Annotated in this window: 7 protein-coding genes; 1 reads left to right on the forward strand and 6 read right to left on the reverse strand. The window is 56.5% G+C overall.

Annotated features, from left to right (window positions below; genetic code table 11):
• Positions 1–61 precede the first annotated feature (61 nt).
• A complete protein-coding gene (locus SH410x_RS11675; protein ID WP_146408965.1) occupies positions 62–274 on the forward strand; it encodes a hypothetical protein in 213 nt (70 codons plus the stop codon).
• A gap of 390 nt (positions 275–664) precedes the next feature.
• Here the strand turns inward: SH410x_RS11675 and SH410x_RS11680 are convergent, their stop codons facing one another.
• From SH410x_RS11680 to pglX, 6 genes are all read right to left on the reverse strand, one after another.
• The gene (locus SH410x_RS11680; RefSeq protein WP_473676666.1) at positions 665–3817 is read right to left on the reverse strand and encodes a UvrD-helicase domain-containing protein; all 3153 of its coding nucleotides are present in this window, start codon (positions 3815–3817) and stop codon (positions 665–667) included.
• Complete coding sequence (locus SH410x_RS11685; protein WP_473676667.1) at positions 3814–6468, reverse strand: PD-(D/E)XK nuclease family protein; 2655 nt, start codon at positions 6466–6468, stop codon at positions 3814–3816. Before SH410x_RS11685 ends, SH410x_RS11680 begins: the two co-directional genes overlap by 4 nt.
• A 185-nt stretch (positions 6469–6653) precedes the next feature.
• Complete coding sequence (locus SH410x_RS11690; protein ID WP_473676668.1) at positions 6654–8786, reverse strand: DEAD/DEAH box helicase; 2133 nt, start codon at positions 8784–8786, stop codon at positions 6654–6656.
• Positions 8783–10111, reverse strand: coding sequence for a BREX system ATP-binding protein BrxD (gene brxD, locus SH410x_RS11695; protein WP_473676669.1), 1329 nt, complete (start codon positions 10109–10111; stop codon positions 8783–8785). Before brxD ends, SH410x_RS11690 begins: the two co-directional genes overlap by 4 nt.
• A 231-nt stretch (positions 10112–10342) precedes the next feature.
• Positions 10343–13294: a BREX-6 system phosphatase PglZ gene (gene pglZ, locus SH410x_RS11700; protein ID WP_473676670.1), complete on the reverse strand. Its 2952-nt coding sequence runs from the start codon at positions 13292–13294 to the stop codon at positions 10343–10345.
• Positions 13291–17811: a BREX-6 system adenine-specific DNA-methyltransferase PglX gene (gene pglX / locus SH410x_RS11705; protein WP_473676671.1), complete on the reverse strand. Its 4521-nt coding sequence runs from the start codon at positions 17809–17811 to the stop codon at positions 13291–13293. Before pglX ends, pglZ begins: the two co-directional genes overlap by 4 nt.
• Between the last annotated feature and the right edge of the window lie 36 nt (positions 17812–17847).

Raw genomic sequence — 17847 nt, forward strand, 5'->3', positions numbered from 1 at the left:
TTCGCGCCGACGTTAACGCTAGCCCGCTACTTCCGGGGAAAGAAGTAGACTCAGCAGTCCAATGGACGAACTCGACCCGATTTCGATGTACGAGCTTTGCTTCCCCGGTGCCGTCACCGGTGAGACCGAAGTGACTTGCCCGCATTGTGAGGAGTTGCTGACGCTCAATGTCGATGATCCGATGGGGACCTACGAATGTCGATGCTGCGAGTGCAACGGAGCTTTTACGGTCGACCTTAGCAAGCAATCCGTTCACTGGATTCCGAAGGAATAAAGGTTTCGCAGCGAACGATGGTGCCAAAAAGCAAACTGCTCACCGTAAAGCTGGCGCACGGGATTCGTGACGGTCACCCTCGGTGTTGCCTCGGGCATGCAGTGATTGCTTGGGGAATGGGCCAGCGCATATTCGCCAGAACAGAATTGTCGGCAGGCTTTCTTGTTAGTTGCTACGCTCGCTTGCCGCCCTCAAGTTTCTCTATCCGCAGGAGCAGCTCTTGCTGCAATCGAGCCTATCGGTAGATCATTGCTCGTAAAACAATGTGGCTTTCTTGTTCTTCCCGATCGCGGCGATCATGTCGCTCGGAGTTGTGGACGGCAACCACACCGACCAGCCCGACTGGGTTCGCTATCACGTAACTCGCTTTGCTGCGCGCCGCATCACTGTTCACTCAACATTGACCATCACTCCAGCGAGTGGGAAGTGGATCCAGCTTGATGCAATTTGGCACCCTTGCTGCCGCAGCATTTCGTTGTAGGCATCTAGTTGGGCAACGTATTTCCTTGCCTTTGGCTCGCAGTTCGCACGGCGAATGGGCGCGCTTTTGTGGTCGATGATGGCAATCGTTGCGTCTGGCATTTCGAGAATCAAATCCAACGTGCCACGATACGAGCCACCCGCCTCGCGACCGGCAATGGCGGGGACTTCTACCCGCCATGTTGCACCGGGAAAAGTCGCTTTCACCCACTCGACAAACCGTCCTCCGACTTCAACCAGAACGCTTGGGGCAAGCTTGCCATCCATTGCGAGGGCAGACAAACATCTTCCGGCGATCACGGTCTTGCGTGCGGCATCAGCATTCGCAAGTGAAGGCAACGCCGCCAAGTAGGCGTGAACGGCATCGCCGAACGCTGAATAGTGCTCTTGGTCGAGGCCTTCGGGAAAATGCGAATCACCCGCCATTTCGTACATGTGGAGCTGGCGGTCATCCGGCTCGCCAGCTTCGATCTGGCTGGGTGAATGAAAACGTGGTGTCGCAACGGCGGACGCATTGTCTGTCTTCGCAAACCAATGGATTGACTGCACTTCGGTGGCGTCGGTCGAATCGCTCGCGGTGAGATGTCGCACGACGTAGCTGGTGTCGATGCCCGCCAGTGAATGTTCACCGGGATTCTTGTCGACGGGAAGAATCGTGTCGACGTTTGGTAAACGCTGCAACCATTTATCGGTGCCGGGTCGGTGTGCGAAAATCAACTTGGATTCAGCTCGGGTGCAACCGACGTACAGCAATCGCAGATTTTCGGCGATCTCGTCATTGGCTTGCTCAACACCTTCCGGCGACGCGACTGCATCTTCGTCCAGTGAGGTGCCGGTACGACGTTTGGGCGGCTGGGCGTCCGTCATGCCAAACGGCCAGGTCCAGGCACGAATGGTCCTGCCATCCAGCGGCTTGTTCACATCCTCACCGCCGCCACCAACAGAGGGCTCCCACATGTTCGGACCGCGGTCGCTATTGAGCCCGCTCAAAATCACGACCGGCCACTGCAGGCCTTTTGACTTGTGGTACGTCATAATCGTGACCGCATTGTGACCCAGCGGCGGATACTTGATGTCTTCATCATCGTTGGCCAATTGCTCCAGGTACAGCACCGCTCCACCCAACGTCGCGGCTTGGCCCGAGCCGACCATCTGATCTTCGTAATTGGCAACGTGTTTCAAGATGGAGTCCAGATTCGACGCACGTTGGGCAACGTCGCCCCACGTCGCAATCCGATTAGGCAAATCCAACGCTTCCAAAACCAGTTTGCAAACCGAATGCGGTGAAGAAGTTTTACGTTCGATTCGTTCCAAGTCAGTCAGATCCGGGTCACCTCCCCACGGCTGTTTCCAAATACGATTTTCGTTGCTGGAGTCTTCATCAGCCTCTCGATCAGATTTCCGCTCAGTCAGCCGGTCGATGATCCAGTCCGGTGTCGTTGCATCCGGCGATGAAAGGAAGTGTTTGATCGTCGCGGCGGCCAATGAATCGTTCCTGTCCAACACCATTCGCAGACCAGCCATGGTCAACACACCTTCACGGGTCGATAACAATCCGGCGTTCTCAAACAAGTACTCGATGCCGTTACGTTCCAGCTCAACAGCGAGCATGGCGACGCCGGCGTTGGCCCGCTCGAGGACGACCATGTCGCCAAGCCGACAACCTTCGTCCTGCAATTCGCGTATCCCCGCGACCAATGCCTTTGCATCGTCGCTTTGGTTCTTCGTTTTGAACAACCAGCGTTCGATGTTGCGATTCGATTTTTCGTTGACCGGATTCTGCTTTGCATCCTCGCCGAAGATCGGTTCAAAGATTTTCCCAACAAACTGAACCAAGCCCTTCTGGCTGCGTCGATTGTCGGGAAGCGGTGGCAATTCTGAATCATGAAACTGCTCCCAAACTTTACTGACCAACGCAGGATCCGTACCACGAAAGCCAAAGATCGCCTGCTTCGGATCGCCAACCCAGCGATGCCGTGGCGAGATACGACGCACGGCTTGGAAGATGGCAAGTTGCAACGGATTCGTGTCCTGGAATTCATCCACCATGACCAACGAGAAGTCGTTCTCGATCAGCTCCGGTAACTGATCACCCAGCAGCGCTTCCAAGAACAACGTTTCCAAATCGGTGAAGTCGACCAGTCCCCGCTCGATCTTGTATCGATTACATCCCGTTTCGATCAAGATCGCGTGCTCGGCAAGTAGGTCGGAGAACCGGCAAACATCATCGTGCAGATCTTGGTGGTTGCAGACTTCCACCGCATGCTCCCGCAAGTTTGTCAGCGCCCCATCGGCACCGGAGCGTTTGCCGGCTTTGAACCCTTTCGCCAAAACTTCGGCATAGGCTTCCCATTTCCCATGTCGCTGAGATTGAAGGTCAGCGAGCTTTTGGCGAATCTTAATCGAATCCTGGGTTGTGCATGTTTGCACGGCGGGATCGCGAAGCGTTTCTTGAACGAGCTCAAGAAAGTTATCGAAGGACGCCGCCAGAAGCGGCTTGCGGGTCGATAACAATTGGCAAACCCTCGTGCCCGAATCCTTCAAATGCTGACGCAGTTCATCGTCACTGATTTGGTTGCTGCGTTTCGCATCAAGCAGTTTCAGGATTTGCTTCTGAAGATCCGTGATACCGAGGCGGTGAGCACAAGAAACCAGTTGCTCCCAACCATCCAACGGCAAGATATTTAGTTGCTCGGAGACCAATCGCTTTGCCGCGACTTCCGACATCACCTCCAACCGCGTCGATAGCCCGAGTTCGACGGCGTAACGTGACAACACCCGGTGGGCGACTCCGTGAACCGTTCCGATCGCGGCCAGTTCCAAACGGTCCGCGGCAAGTTGATTCTGGGTGGCATCGTCCGTGCCCGACAACAGTTTCGATTGAATGCGTCCCTTTAGTTCCGCTGCCGCCTTCTTTGTGAACGTTGTCGCCATGATTCGGGCTGGGTCCAATCCACCGTGAACGGCCGCAGCAACGGTTTCGCACAGGTTGTACGTCTTGCCGCTTCCAGCACCGGCACGAATGAGCTCGAGTTTCGATTTTGATTTTTTCGGCTTGCTCATTGGACCGCCTCCTTACCGCACAACTTCGTGTAGTCGCAATAGCGGCAAACGCTCTGCGATTCATCCCGTTTCAGTTTTTCTTTCAACACGATGTCCGCTCCATCGGGCCAATCATCAATCACTTGAAGCGGCCTAGCTGGAACCGCCGCGTCGGTGGAAAGCCAATCCTCGGCATCAGTGATCGCCCGTGAGAAATTGTTCCAGACTCGCTCGATGGACGGCCCATCGAGAACAGTTGCCGGATCGACACCAGCGAGCGGGCTGCCCAATGGCGTGAAGAACTTTCCGTCCGAGAGCACCAAATACGCGACCGCCGGAAAGTTTCCGCCAGTTTGACGACGACTGTGTGCGTACGTGGCAAGCTGAACCGATCGCCCCTCGGTAATCATGCCATAGAACTTCGCGCGACCGGCGTACTTAAAGTCAACCACCGCTTCACGACCGTCATCGGCCGATGCCACACAGTCAATCCAACCTCGCATCTCTTTCCCGAATGCGGTTCCCGTGATTGGCTCTTCGATTTTCACGCTCGTGTAACCACCACGCGATAAAGTCTCCACAAACAATCGAGTCGCCTTCACCAACTCGTTCCGCAGTCGCTGGCTCTCAACCCGTTTCTCCGGTTGAGCCAACGGGGCGGCGTCGAGCGGCAAACGTTCATTGAAGGTCGACTCGACCAATCGAACCGCTTCCGTCGCATCCGGCAACGAACCGTCGCCAGCAAAGACCCGCTCGAGAATCTTGTGAAACAGATTCCCGCGAAGTTGAAACTCGTCCGGCAAGCTCGCGATCTCGCTCGATCGCAAACCCGCTTGATACCGAAATGTCCATTTCAACGGACACGCCAAGCGATCTTCCAACTCCGATGCCGATACCGTGTCGCGATCCTTTAACAGGCTAGCCGGTATCTCCCAAACGGGACGCTGTGGTTGAGCCGGTTGCGTGGAGACGGATTCACAACGGAATACGAACGGCGCGAGCGCGTCGCAATCATTGTTCGCGACTAAATCCTCGATCGCCGGCGGGCTCCAATGATCGGGGTGATGATGATCAGCGATCTTTTGTTCGATCGCCAACCACAGCGGATGCACTCGCTGTTCCTCACTTGCCGGCAATGCAACCACCAACATCGACTCTTTTGCCAAACACAACCCCCGCGCCTCGGCCGCTCGCAGAGATCGCAGGTTGTGTGTTCCGTCGTCGAGATGGATACCGGCGGCGGCAAAGTCGTTGAGCTGTTTGACCGACCAGCAACTGCCCGTCGCATCCGTCGTTGTTGTGCCCAGCCAAATCAAACGATCGTAGCCATCGGCGATTTCGGACAGCGATCGCACACGCGTCGGCCCACCATCAGCGACCGGGCAAGGTCGCGATTCGACACCGCGGTCCATCACTTCGTCGAGCAATCGCCCCAGTTGCGGCTGCGTAATGGTTTCGCCCGCCAACTCAACCAGGTCACCAAGCAGCGAAGCCTGACGAGCCGCTTCGTGCAGAGCGATGGCAACCTGATTGTCCGAATCACCTCGACTTTCATCATTCCAAATCAATGTGGCACGACCAATCGCCCACTTCGCCACCTTGCGACATTGACCGGCCACCATCGTCGTCGCGATCGGTTGGTCCGCGGGAGATCGCTCGGTGCAGAACCAATCTTGCAGTCTCTGCTTCATCTTGCCGGGGTTCTCGATATCCTGTTCCGACTCTGCGCAGATTTCCTCAAACGCATGATCCCACGCCGCGCTGCCCAGTCCCGGTTCTTCAGCCAACGCCCGCGCCAACCGCGACGCGATCGGACGCCGAAACGGAATCACGGGCAACGTCAACAAGTCCAGCAAGCATTGTGGATCCACGGGATCCCAACACAACTCAAGTGCCAGTGGCAACACCTGCAAGACCGGATGCGCCTTTGTCTGCACCGATGCCCCCATCGTCGGCACGCCGCGCCGCAGCAAGCTAGTGTCCAGCCGGACCGCCAACGAGTCGTCTTCACACAACACCACCGTGCGAGCGACCTTGTCCGGATGGCTTGCATGATCTTCTGACAAAACCGATGCAACTAGCTCGGTCGCCACAGTCTCACTGCGTGCCTTCGCGATCCGCAAACTCTCGTCGCAGCCAAACGCCGTCATCGTGTTCCCTCGCACGACGCATCCGGCCGCGTGCAACGAACCAACTTCTGTGGACAATGGCAGCACCTCATCCGCCGGGCAAATATTCATGCGTTCCAGCACCGCCTGCCACAACGCTGGCCAGACGTCGATAACCTCGTAAAGCTTCAACTCATGGCGCGGCAATACCTGGCCCGCATTGAGCGATTCGAACACCATCGCCAACCGCTCCGCGTCACCGGGAAACGAGCCCCTGTACTCCTTCTCGGCGGTCGCTAGGTCGCGAGTGATTGGCGGACAGCCATCGCTTTTGCTTCCATCCCAACCAGACAGCATCAACTCATCGCGTCGCTTCAGCAGTTCCGACGCCGTTTCCCATTTGTCCGCCTCAAGACTTGGCGAGAAGCAAGCGTTGGGTACCTTCTCCAATGCATCGGCATACTGCATCACACGCGATGCCCGATGCACATCAGCTTGCGGAAGGCCTAGTTGGGTTTCTAACCACTCCAGCAAGACAATTGGCCCTCCAACAATTCGGTCCAAGGAAACAGTTCCCCCGAACAAAGCGGAGCGTCCGGGAGTAAGCCGAATGTGCAATTGCGTACTAGAAAACAATGGTGACTCCGAATCTAGAATTGTCAGGGGATCAGTTCTTCAGCAAACCAACGCATTGAATCGTTGGAAGCCTCTGCGACTACAACTTTGATTTAATGTTCGGTGCCCGCCTCTTACTCGAGCGAATTTTCCGCCAAAATTGATTGCCTCAGGAATCGTTCCGTTCCAAAAACATCCAGCAGATGCCGTTGCAGCGTTTCTCGTTCCACGCAATCCGGCATGAGAGGTTGAAATTTAGTGAGGCGGTAATTGGGAATCGCGGCGGTGATGGATGCATGGAGGGCGTCATTGGCCCAGAAGTCGTCAGTGGAGATTTGGCTGATGGCTTCGCCTAGCCATGCGGATGTTGGGCTGTCGCCTCGGATCTTGATGGCGTAGTTGTCGGGGATGAACGTCCAGGTTGGTTCTAGGAACGCTAGGGCGTAGCGGAGGGTTGAGTTGATTCGGCCTCCGGCGAAGGTCCACCAGCGGAGTTCGTGGGTGTCGCCGTCGATGCCGCCGCGCTCCGGTGTGAGGAAGCCGCCTAGATTGCGACGTTCTTCGTGCAGGACTTCGCGTGATTCGGTTTCGAGATACGGATAGTCTTCGGTTGAGGTGAGGACTTGCAGGATCTGTTGACACAGATCATAGCCGAGAAACTGTGGCAAGAAACTGCCCCAGGACGGTTGCCGTCCCATTGGAGATGGGATGACGAAGATGCGGCGATCGTCGTGATTGATTTGGTTGACGGCCCAGGCTCGGCCGCCGAGTAGGAAACTACTGACGTCTTCGACGAGTCGATCGACGAAGTCTTGTGTGAGCGATCCGACCGGTTGACCTGCGATTGTCATCACCGCATAGGTCTTGGGTGACGAAAAGACCGCGAACAGTTCCATGAAGTTGCGGCGGCCAAAACGACGCTCGGCCGTCGGGCCAAGCGATAGCAGACCGCTGGATAGCACCATTGAGCCGTCTTGAATCATCCAGGCGATCAGACGATCGAATTCGTCGCGCTGGATGCCACAAAAGTCCGGCAAACGGGAGAGGTGTTCCCATGCCTGCTCGGGACGCAGTCCACCGGTCGACAGGGACATCGCGAGCAACTGATGGATCAGCACTGGCCAACAGCGATCGTTGACTTCGATGCTTTCGACCCAGCCGGTTTTCGCTAGCTCAATGATCGCGATCGCTTGCAGAACGCCTTCGCTCGTTTCGCAATAGAACGTCGTGTTGGCTGGATTGTCTCCACGGCGTCCGGTGCGGCCCATTCGCTGCATGAACGAGCTGACCGTGTCCGGTGCCTCGGATTGCAGGACGTAGTCCAAGTCGCCGACGTCGATGCCGAGTTCAAGGGTCGATGTGCAAACGATGCAAGCGTCACTGCCACTGTGGAACTGCTCTTCGGCGAATTGACGCTCTTCTTTGGAAACGGCACTGTGGTGAACGAAGACCTCGGTACCTTCACGTCGCATTTGTTCGGCGACCGCTTCGGACGTCGCACGCGACTGGCAGAAGAACAGGCTCTTGAAACCGCGAGCCTTCCTAGACGCTTCATTTGCGATCGAAGCCAATCCAGCACGGTGACATATCTGCAACTGGCGTTTTGATGGTTTCTTTGGCGGATCCACCACGACGCCTTCTCGCTGTGAACTGCCCTTGAGCCATGTGAGGATCGCCTCTGGATTGCCGACCGTCGCACTCAACCCGATGCGTTGCAAATCGTGTCTGGAGTGAACTGCGATGCGTTCCAGCACGCTCATCAGGTGAGCACCGCGGTCGCTGCCAGCGATGGCATGGACTTCGTCGATGATCACATACCGCAGTTCACGAAATAGCGTCTGTTCGTCCACGCTCTGTGATACCAGCATCACCTCCAACGACTCGGGCGTCGTCATCAGCAACTCGGCCGGCTCCTTCAGAAACTTCTTGCGTTCATTGCTTGGTGTGTCTCCGTGCCAAACGAACCGACGCAGCCCAACCATTTCAGTGTACTGGTCTAGGCGATGCGACTGATTGTTCAACAACGCCTTGATCGGAGCGATGTAGATCGCACCAACGCCATCAACAGGATCGCTGACCAATCCCGAAAGCGTTGGGAAGATCGACGCTTCCGTTTTCCCGCCAGCAGTTGGCGCTAACACAACCGCGTTCTTACCGGCGAGGATCGCCTCGCCGGCCAGTTCTTGAACAGGACGCAGGCTCGTGAATCCGAGACGTGAAACGATGGCCTCCTGCAATCGAGGGGCGAACTGAGAAAAGACGCTCACCAAATGTCCTCAGCAACAGGTGGTTCGCCATCGTCATCCCCGTCGCCGGGCGTGAGCGAGGTACCGCTGATCGCCAGTTGTTCCTCGGCCGATAGCTCATTGGGCTTAAATCCACACTCGGTCATTGGATCGTAGTCTTCGTAGTCATTGACCTTGTCCAAATGGTCAACAAATTGGCGAAGGAATTGACGTGGTACGACTCCAACATCGCCTTTGAACCCCTTAGTAACCTCTTCCACCAATCGTTCGATGAACTCGACGCTGACCTTACTGTCGATACGAGGCTGATCATTTGTTGGATACAGCTCGCGCAGCTTAGCGGCAACGCTTCGCAACCTCCCGGCATCGAACGGCGTCAACTCCAACTGAGCCTGCCGAAGACTGGCAAATCGCCCCTGCTTCATGAATGCAATCCGGTCGTTAAGTGGTGCTAGTCCTGCGACGCCCTGACGTGAATCGTAAAAGTCCGGTGTGCCGGTGAAGACCCAAAGCAGTCCGGGGTAGGATCCCGCTGCATCCGCAATTTGGCGAATTCCGTTGAGCGACTTGTGTCGCGAGTCTTTCCGCATACGCAGGATCGTCTCCGCCTCGTCGATCACGATGACTAATCCCTTGTAGCCAGCCGCTTTGACGATCTCCAACACACCTCGTAGGTAGTCGAGCGCATCGCGGCTGGTGATGTCGCCTTTGATGCCGGCGGCTTTCTTTGCGGACGCAGCCACATTGCCGCTGCCGCACAGCCAAGAGATCAGCGAACCGGCCCCGGCAATGTCGCCCTGCTGCTTTAGGTCAAAGATTGTCTGGATGACGCGTACAAAATCCTGCGGAGCTTGGCCGCCAGTCAGCGATGCCAGGTCTTCATCGAGTCGTTTACGGACCTTTTCGTCGAAATCGTCCGCGTTCTCGTCTTCGCCAGCCGCGATCAATGCGTCTTCCACCTTGCCGATCCAGCGATCAAGGATGTCGCCCATTGCACCTCGCGGACAGACATTAGTGCCAAGTTCGATCATCACCTTTCGGTACACATCGTCGAAACGATGAAAACGCAAATCGTTATCGGACACTACGACAAAGCTGGTCGCGAACCCTTTGTCTTGTGCATCCAGTAGCGACAAACGCGCCATGAACGTCTTGCCACATCCATAACCGCCGCGAAGAAATTTGATCGTTCCTTCGCCGCCTTCGGCTAGCTCCAGTTGGCGCTCCATTTCGCCACGCAGCTTCTCAATACCAACGGCAAAGGCGTCGATGCCACGTTCGGGCACCAAGCCCTTGCGGAGCGACTCAAAGATGTGCTGGATGTCTCGATTCGTCATTGCCGTCATGGTGATTCCTCATTGCTAATTAGTGATCCCGAAGGGATCCCAGCCATTAGCCCCGGGTCGCGCAGCGCACCCGGGGATACGCCCGGCCAACGCGGCGTTGATCCCGGAGGGATCACAGACCGGGCGCTGTCATCCCCTCGGGATGAATGTGCGTGGGGGCCGCCGGAACCCGGCGGTGTTCGCTTCGCTCGACCGCCGGCTAATGGCTGACATCCCTTCGGGATGATGAATTCAGGACTTATCAATCTTGTACTCCGTCTCGTGTTCGCGAACGTATCGCTTGCCGCTGCCAACCACGTCGATTCGCACATCGAATGGTGCCTTCGCCGCGAGCGACTCGAACTTAGACGCGAATCGGCGCGCCTGACGTGCGGTACCGAGGACTCCAACCAATTCGGTTTCGGTAATCACGCCATGCTGAGCTATATGCTCGAAAACACGTCGAATCCCAGGATCTTCAAATTGCTCCAGGCGTATCTGATCAGGCATAACGACAGGAGTGTCTGGATCGACGTCCTTCGGTGGCGGCGTTGTTCGCTCGACAGCGAAACGCCCTTCGATCGTTACCGACGTCACATCCGCTTCGGCACCTGGATGATACAGCTCGATTTCGACGCGAGTGTCCGTGTCGCCGCGCAAACGGAAGAAAAGCTCGAACTCCTCACCCACAGCGGCCAACACACTGCCGCCGGCGATTTGTGAGCCGCCGCCGCGCACTTGGCACAACTCGGCCGTCACGGTCGGCGTGTCCGTTGAACGCACGGCAATCTCGATTTCACGGTGGCTACTGAAATCTAATGCCGGTTGTTCCGACATTGCCTTGATGGTTGCCGTCAAGCAATGCATACCACCGACACCGTCACGCGCGAGACCGTGGATCTGGTACTTCAGCGTGTTTCCACCAATGTCGGCGCGGTGGCTCAGCGTTAGCACCGGGATGACACGTTCCTGCAACGAATTGCCACCGTGAACGAACGTGCCCAACCGCTTGCCCTTGTCAAAGGCCGCCGTTGTCAGCGGAAAGATCAGATGATCGTCGGTGTCGTCGTACCCCAGATCACTCAGCGGCACACGGATCTCGTCTTTCTGGTCCACCGCGAGCGACGAAATCAAATGGCGGCGATCAGGAATGACTTTCGATCCACGCCACTGGACATTGTCCAATCCATCACGAAGCAAGAAACCGTGATCCGCCGTGAACACAAACTGCTTCACGCCGGCTTCGCGAAGCAAACGCCACGCACGACGAATGTTCTTAGTCACCGAATCGAACACAGCCGGACCGAATCCTGCTTCACCCGCCGCGTCGATCTCTTTGCTGTGAACGATCACCAGTTTGGCCCGAGCGATGCTGCGTTTCAAACTCGTCGCGTCACGGTCGACCACTTCTTGCAACTTCAACAACGGGCACGTTGGTCCACCGACGCGATCATGCATCGCCCGCTTTCGAGTCTCCGGATCAAAGACGCGGTACTCGCCAGCATGAAAGCCGCCGATTTTCCCATTGATAATCGAAGGCTTCATCCGGCCGTCACGAACAACGGGAGCCAGTGCGTTCATGCCGACCGAAGTGATCGTAGGTAACTCAGCAAACCGTGCATCGAGTCGTGGCGACGTCAAACGCTCGCCCGTCAGATGCTGCATCAGCTCTGCGGCCATCTCGTATCGAAACGCGTCGATCACGAACAAAGCCGTGGTCGCTTTCGCGTCCATCATCGGCGACACGACTTGGTCAAACAGATTGCGTTGTTGCAGTTCCGCTGGCGGCATGAATCCGTGCGTGCTACAGAACACGTTGAAATCGCGTGCCCATCCGTCTGCCCACTTTCTCCACACTTCCCGCAGCGAATCCAAACAACTCCGCAACTTGTCGAAGTCTGGAAGCCTCGGCCCCAGCAACGCGTGACGACGTTGTTCCAATTGGCGGTGGGCACGATCGACCGGCGCACCGAGGTTCGCGTAGCGTTCAAGGATCGTTGAGAAATCATTGACATCGGTCAGCGAGGTACTCGCTTCCGAAATCCGCTGCCCTAGTTTCGCAGCGTCATCGACAAGCAACCATGCGCTGCGGCGGGTGGCTTCACGGCTGAGCCAGAACGAGTCGTCTTGAATACGGCGTCCGGCCCAATCGACCGCGGCATTCCAGTCGGCATTTTGCAGAGCGTCAATCGCACCGCTCAGCATCTTGGTTTCTTCAAACCGGAACGTATCAATCTTGCCGAGATCTTCCGGTCTTGCCTGTTCGACCTCATCTGGCAACATCGCTTCGGTTTCGTCTGCCGTGCGAGTGTAGAAATCGGGGTGCCGCTGACGCAAGTGCTCCGCGAGCGCACGGCAATTCTCAACCAGTTTGGTCGCCAATCCGCTCGTCGCATTCAAACGCGGATCCACCGGAGCACGGTGCAAATCATCGACGTACTCAACGCTCAGTGCCCAGCTCGATGCGACGAACGCGATCGCTTCAGGCGTTGACTTTTGTTTCTCCCTCTCCTCCGCTTCGGGGGAGAGGGCTGGGGTGAGGGGGCTCGGCATTGGCATGGCTTGATCACGCCACAGCAGTGGCAACCCCAACGCCGCGCCGAATCGTTCCCAAATTGCGTTGACATCATCTTCGCTCGTGATCTGTGACGACAGCGGTCCCTTCGCGGGCGGCGGAGTCAGCAAGTCATCAATCAGCGACTCGGTCGTCACCAAACGCAAGCGTCCAGTCAACGTGCTGGCGGTATCGCCCAGCATCGAGGCCAGCCATTGATCTGCATCGGCAAGCGATAATTCCGTCCCAGCCAAGTACGCGTCGATCTGAGTCGGCAGCACCTTGCCGGCCGCGGCGTCGGAGATGGAGGTCGACAAGTTCGGCTCGAACTTGCAGCCGGCCAGATACATCTCCAGCAGCGGCGTGCCGCGAACGGATTGTTTATTGAAGCCGGGCATGTGAACGACCATCGACTTCGGTGCGATGCCACTGGTCCACGGTTCCAATTCAAGCATCAGCTCCAGCAGGCTGTCTTGAAGCGTGAACACGTCGTAGGTTAGCTCTCCCGCGGCACGCAAACCAATCAATTGCTGCGTCAGGTCCGTGTAAGCACCTTCAGCATCCAACCAGATGACCAGGTTGTGCCGTCGTACCTTTTGACGAAGCTCCGTTTCCAGGTGTCGAGAGATGGGGCCGAGGGCATCGGTCATTTCGCTGCGCCCCCGGTCTTGTTTGCTTTACGTTTTCTTTTCTTAGGTTCTGGATCCGAGTCCATTCCGGGCAGTTCGGGCGGGCAGTACTTTTCGATCAGCTTTTTGCGTTCGGCGGCTTTCTCGGGGTTGGCCTGCTCGAACTTGATCCGGGAGGATTCGTGGTCGGGGTCGATCAGTTGGAAAGGCGCCTTTTGCTTTTTAATGAGTTCGATTTCTAGGTCGTAGCACTCGGCGGCGCAGTTGGCCCACAGGTTGGCGTCGGCGATCGAGTATTCGGTCAGCGGGTTGCGTGGGCTGCGTCGGCTCAGGATTTCGGTACGCACGATCTGCAGTGCTTCGCTGGATCGCGTATGCAGGAAGTCCTTACGCGATTCATCTGAATCGGGAGCGTGCAATTGGAAATCGACTTCCTGGGTTCCGCTGGTGCGAAGTTCCAATGCGAAACATCGTTCGGGCAGCACCGACCAGATGCCGGGTTCGAGGATTCGCATTTCACTGATCGGTTCTTCCGACTTGCGTATTCGACGGGTGAGTTCTTTTTCGATTGCCTCGAAAGCAGTGTCGGGGTGGTCGGCCAAGAAGGTGTCACGATGTTCGTTGTCACCGCCATCGCCGCGGTAGGATTCCTCGCGGATGCGGAACTCTTGCTCGATCTCGTCTTGCAGTCTCAGCTCCCATGCCCATGCTCTGGCGGGGTGGTATTTCCAAAAGCAACCGTGAGCGACGCCGAGCGAGGGATCGGATTGACATTTTTTGTCGACGCGGTTGGGCCAGTAACGCATTGCCAGATGCGACCAGTCGTAGTCTTTCTTGCCCTTAGCGGCGACCAATTCCTTCCACCACTTTTTGGGTTCCTTCCACTGCGGTTCCAGCAGCGGCCACAATGCGGAACTATTAATCATCACTCCGTCGTCGAGGACCGGGTTGTATGCTGCGTCGGATCCTCGTTCGGGTTTTTGTGGATCCGCCGGTGCGGGGCCGCGGAGGGCGCATTGGTTGACGTTCGCAATGAATTCTGCAAGTTCATCTCGCCATGCTTTGACGTCGGAGTAACGATCGTCGGCTTCGCGGGCGGCCTTGCGATCGGAGCTACTGCGTGTGGCGGTCAAGTCGTTCAGTTCGCCGTCGAGCCGTGTAAGTGTTGGTTGCAGGTGATCAGCCAGCAGTACGGTCAGCGTGCGGTCATTTATCCGATGAATGTTGATCCAGGCGACAAATGTTTTCTTGGCCGACGAGAGCGGCCAGTGGATCGGTCGGTTCTCGTACATGCTCTTGTGAACGTCTTTGAAGAAGTCCAGCGACAACCACTGCCGTAGACTGCGGTTCTTCTTGATCTGCGAGCCGTACCTCGCCCAGGACGTGCGAAGCATCGTGGAGGCTGGATGCGACAAGCCATCGTCATCTTCATCAGAATCGAGTGTGCCATCCAAGAACAGGATACCCGCGGGCAGTGCGTGGTCGAGCGAATCACTCGTTGGATCCAAAATGCCTTCGCGATCGGTACCAAATCGTCCGAGTGCACATCCGAGAGCAAAACTCAAGTGATCTGTCGGCGGTTCGGGATCAAGTTGCGAAACGTAGTCCGAAAGCGGTTCGCCTTCGTCGCGATCAACTGCCGCTTGTGCCCAGACTTGGGCATGCCGCCAAGGAGACGGACCAGCACTCACGTACTCTATCGCTGGCTCGCGATGTGACTCGTGTTCTATGAACGAAGTTCGCAGCGATGCAATAATAGCATCAGATGAATCGATCGGAAACAATGGGAGCCGATTTATCCCACCAACAGTAAAATGCAGGGTGGGATTAAGAGACTCCATATTACGCTGACTCAGTCCTGAATTTAGCGCGCACAACGACGACTCAATGTTAGGCGGAAAAAGCGATCGTCCGCTGTTTCCGAAGATTCCCACATGCATGATGAGTCGTGCATTGAACGAAGAACCGATCGTTGCAAAAGCCAGGCTTCCTTCACGAAAGAAGTATTGCTCGTTCGCATAGCGAAAAACCTCTGTATTTGTCAAAGCCGATGCGTAACACTTTGGTTCGACGCCGAAAACACCCCAGTTTGCGACCTGGCGAAGAGGTTCAAACCAAACTGCCCCTGACGCCCCGTCAACGAAGGGTACCCAATCACAAGTAGTTGCCTTAGCGTCCGGGATCATCCTTATTTTTTGAATTGCGACCTCGTGTGGGGCCCGCGTGAATCTGGGATTATTGTATAGGCCTTGTGTCGACCTCGCCGGGCACGTTTCTGAAAGCTTTGGCGCCTCGGCATATCGATCCAAAAACGATTTCGTCCACCAGTAGATAACAGGCCATTCTGGTATTACCTTCAGTGCTTCAGGGGCAAACTCGTGGCGACTGCGATGTATCAATAGTGCCGCCTCGACACGAGCTGGTTGATCTACGTCACGCCGAACTTCTGCTGGGGACATGGGACGGATTGCAACGGATTGGTGCGAATTATTGCTTGCGTTCCGGACTACATAACAAGCCGTTGAGATCAGCGTCCCACCCGTGGTGAATGCTGCTTTTCCGAGGTCCGCGAGGGCTACCAATTGGTGCATCAGGACGTGGGCGCGAAACTCAATAAACGACTTGAGAAACATCCAGTTGGACAACGCGATCATCGCGCATGTCCCTCCCGGCCGGAGAAGCTCAAAACCTCGGACCGTCATTCCGGCGAAAAGGTCGGTCGTTGCAAACGAGTAGTGTGCGTCATACCAACTCGAATCGCGAAGCTTCGATGTGCTTTGATACGGCGGATTGGCCACTACCAGATCGTAACTGCCTTCTTTAAGTAGACGTAGGAACCGCACACCGGTGGCAAGTTGCTCGCCGCGAAGGCGAAGGCCAAGGTCTTCTCCTGCGTTGTGTTTGGAAAGAAACGATTCGAGTCCATCGACGAGTGACCTGCGGGTTGCTTCGGCGTCGAAGTCTATCTTTCGCTGGATCGCTTGCGGCGTGCCAAAGAAGTCGGGCTGCCACGTCACAGGACGTTGCTGAACCTCAGCTTCAAACGCATTGATCGCGTCGTCGACCACTTTGTCGATCTTCAGTAGCGAACCGAGGTGATCGGCTCCGCGAAGTGCCTCGACAATCTCGTTGGTCAACTTTGCCGGAACGCCCGTTTCCGCTTGAACGACTCGTCGCATCTCGACGAGCGCCGGATCGTCATCGGGTAGGCTGGCGATTCCCAGATTCGATGCGACCAAGTTCAATTGTCCTGGATGAGCTTCCGGGCAAGCCTGCTGGGCCTTGAGCCAAAGTGCCGCCGCCGCGATCTGAACCGCACGAGGATCGAGGTCGATTCCGTGTAAGTTGTGTTCGAGAATTCGTTCGACGATGGCCTTGGGGGTGTAGTCATCTGGGTTGAACCCCCTCACCCCAATCCTCTCCCCCGAAGCGGTGGAGAGGGAGCTAGAGGACAGGTGCTTGGCTTCTTCTAGGTACAGCGCAAACAACAAGTCAAACGCGACGACAAGAAAGTGACCGGAGCCGACCGCCGGATCCAGTATTTTTAAATCGCGAACACTTTTCGGCGCATGTTCGACCGCGTCATCAGGAATCGGTTGGGGAACGTAGTACGCCCAACGTCGTTCCATGTCGGTGTGCAGCGGCATCAAGTCGGTCAATTCGACTTCGCCGGCGTCCCGTTTGGATCGCCACTCGACGCGGCGTTGTTCCAGGGCGTCCAGTGCGACGCTTGATTCGCACTCGGGCGTCCAGCCGTGCTTTTTGCACATCGCCAACCACATTGGGCCGAGGCTGTTTTGCAACAGCCAATCGACCATGTAACGCTCGGTGAACATCTGCGTCTTGCTGGCGATCTCGTGCGGCTCGATCTTGCCGCCATCGTTGATCTTGGCGTCCAACTTTTCACGCTCGGGATCGTTCCAATACTGGTAGATCCACCCGAGCGTCATATCATCGGTCCAGCACGATTCCAAATCCGGATCGTCGAACGCTTCGATCACTGCACGAAGCGTCGCCGGCGGGATCGGAATCAACTCCGCAGCACCCGCCGGTCCGTACAGACCGGGCATATCGAGTGCGAGTTCCTCGAAGATCATCTGCAACAGGAACGCAAGCCCTTCATTCTCGTCGTATTTGACTTCGACGAGAGTTCTGGCGATCTCGCGAAACGCCTTGTAGATCGAACTGTTCCAGCCGCCCGTGGCAACTTTCTGTCGCCGCAAACCCATGGACTCCATCAACCGCAGGATCACCATCCGGTTGAGCAGCGTGTAGGCAGCCTGCTTCTCCAGATCGCGACGAAAGTCTTCATGCTTGCGAGCGTTCTTGCGTCCAGCCTGGGTGCGAACTTCCAGATCGACCCATTCGTCAATTCGTCCGCGTCTGACCCGCTGGGCTGCCGTCAATTTGGCCCGGTCAATCTTGGATGCAAATTGATACGTCGACTCGGCCGACGATTTCAGATCGGCGAGAAGACGCGTGCGTAGGGCACGGATCGTTGTGGAAAGCTTCGATTTGGCGTCGGGTGTCATGCTCATGATGTGATGCAGCTTGTCTTTGCCCCCTCTCCCCCG

The sequence above is a fragment of the Rhodopirellula sp. SH410 genome (genome assembly GCF_055811895.1).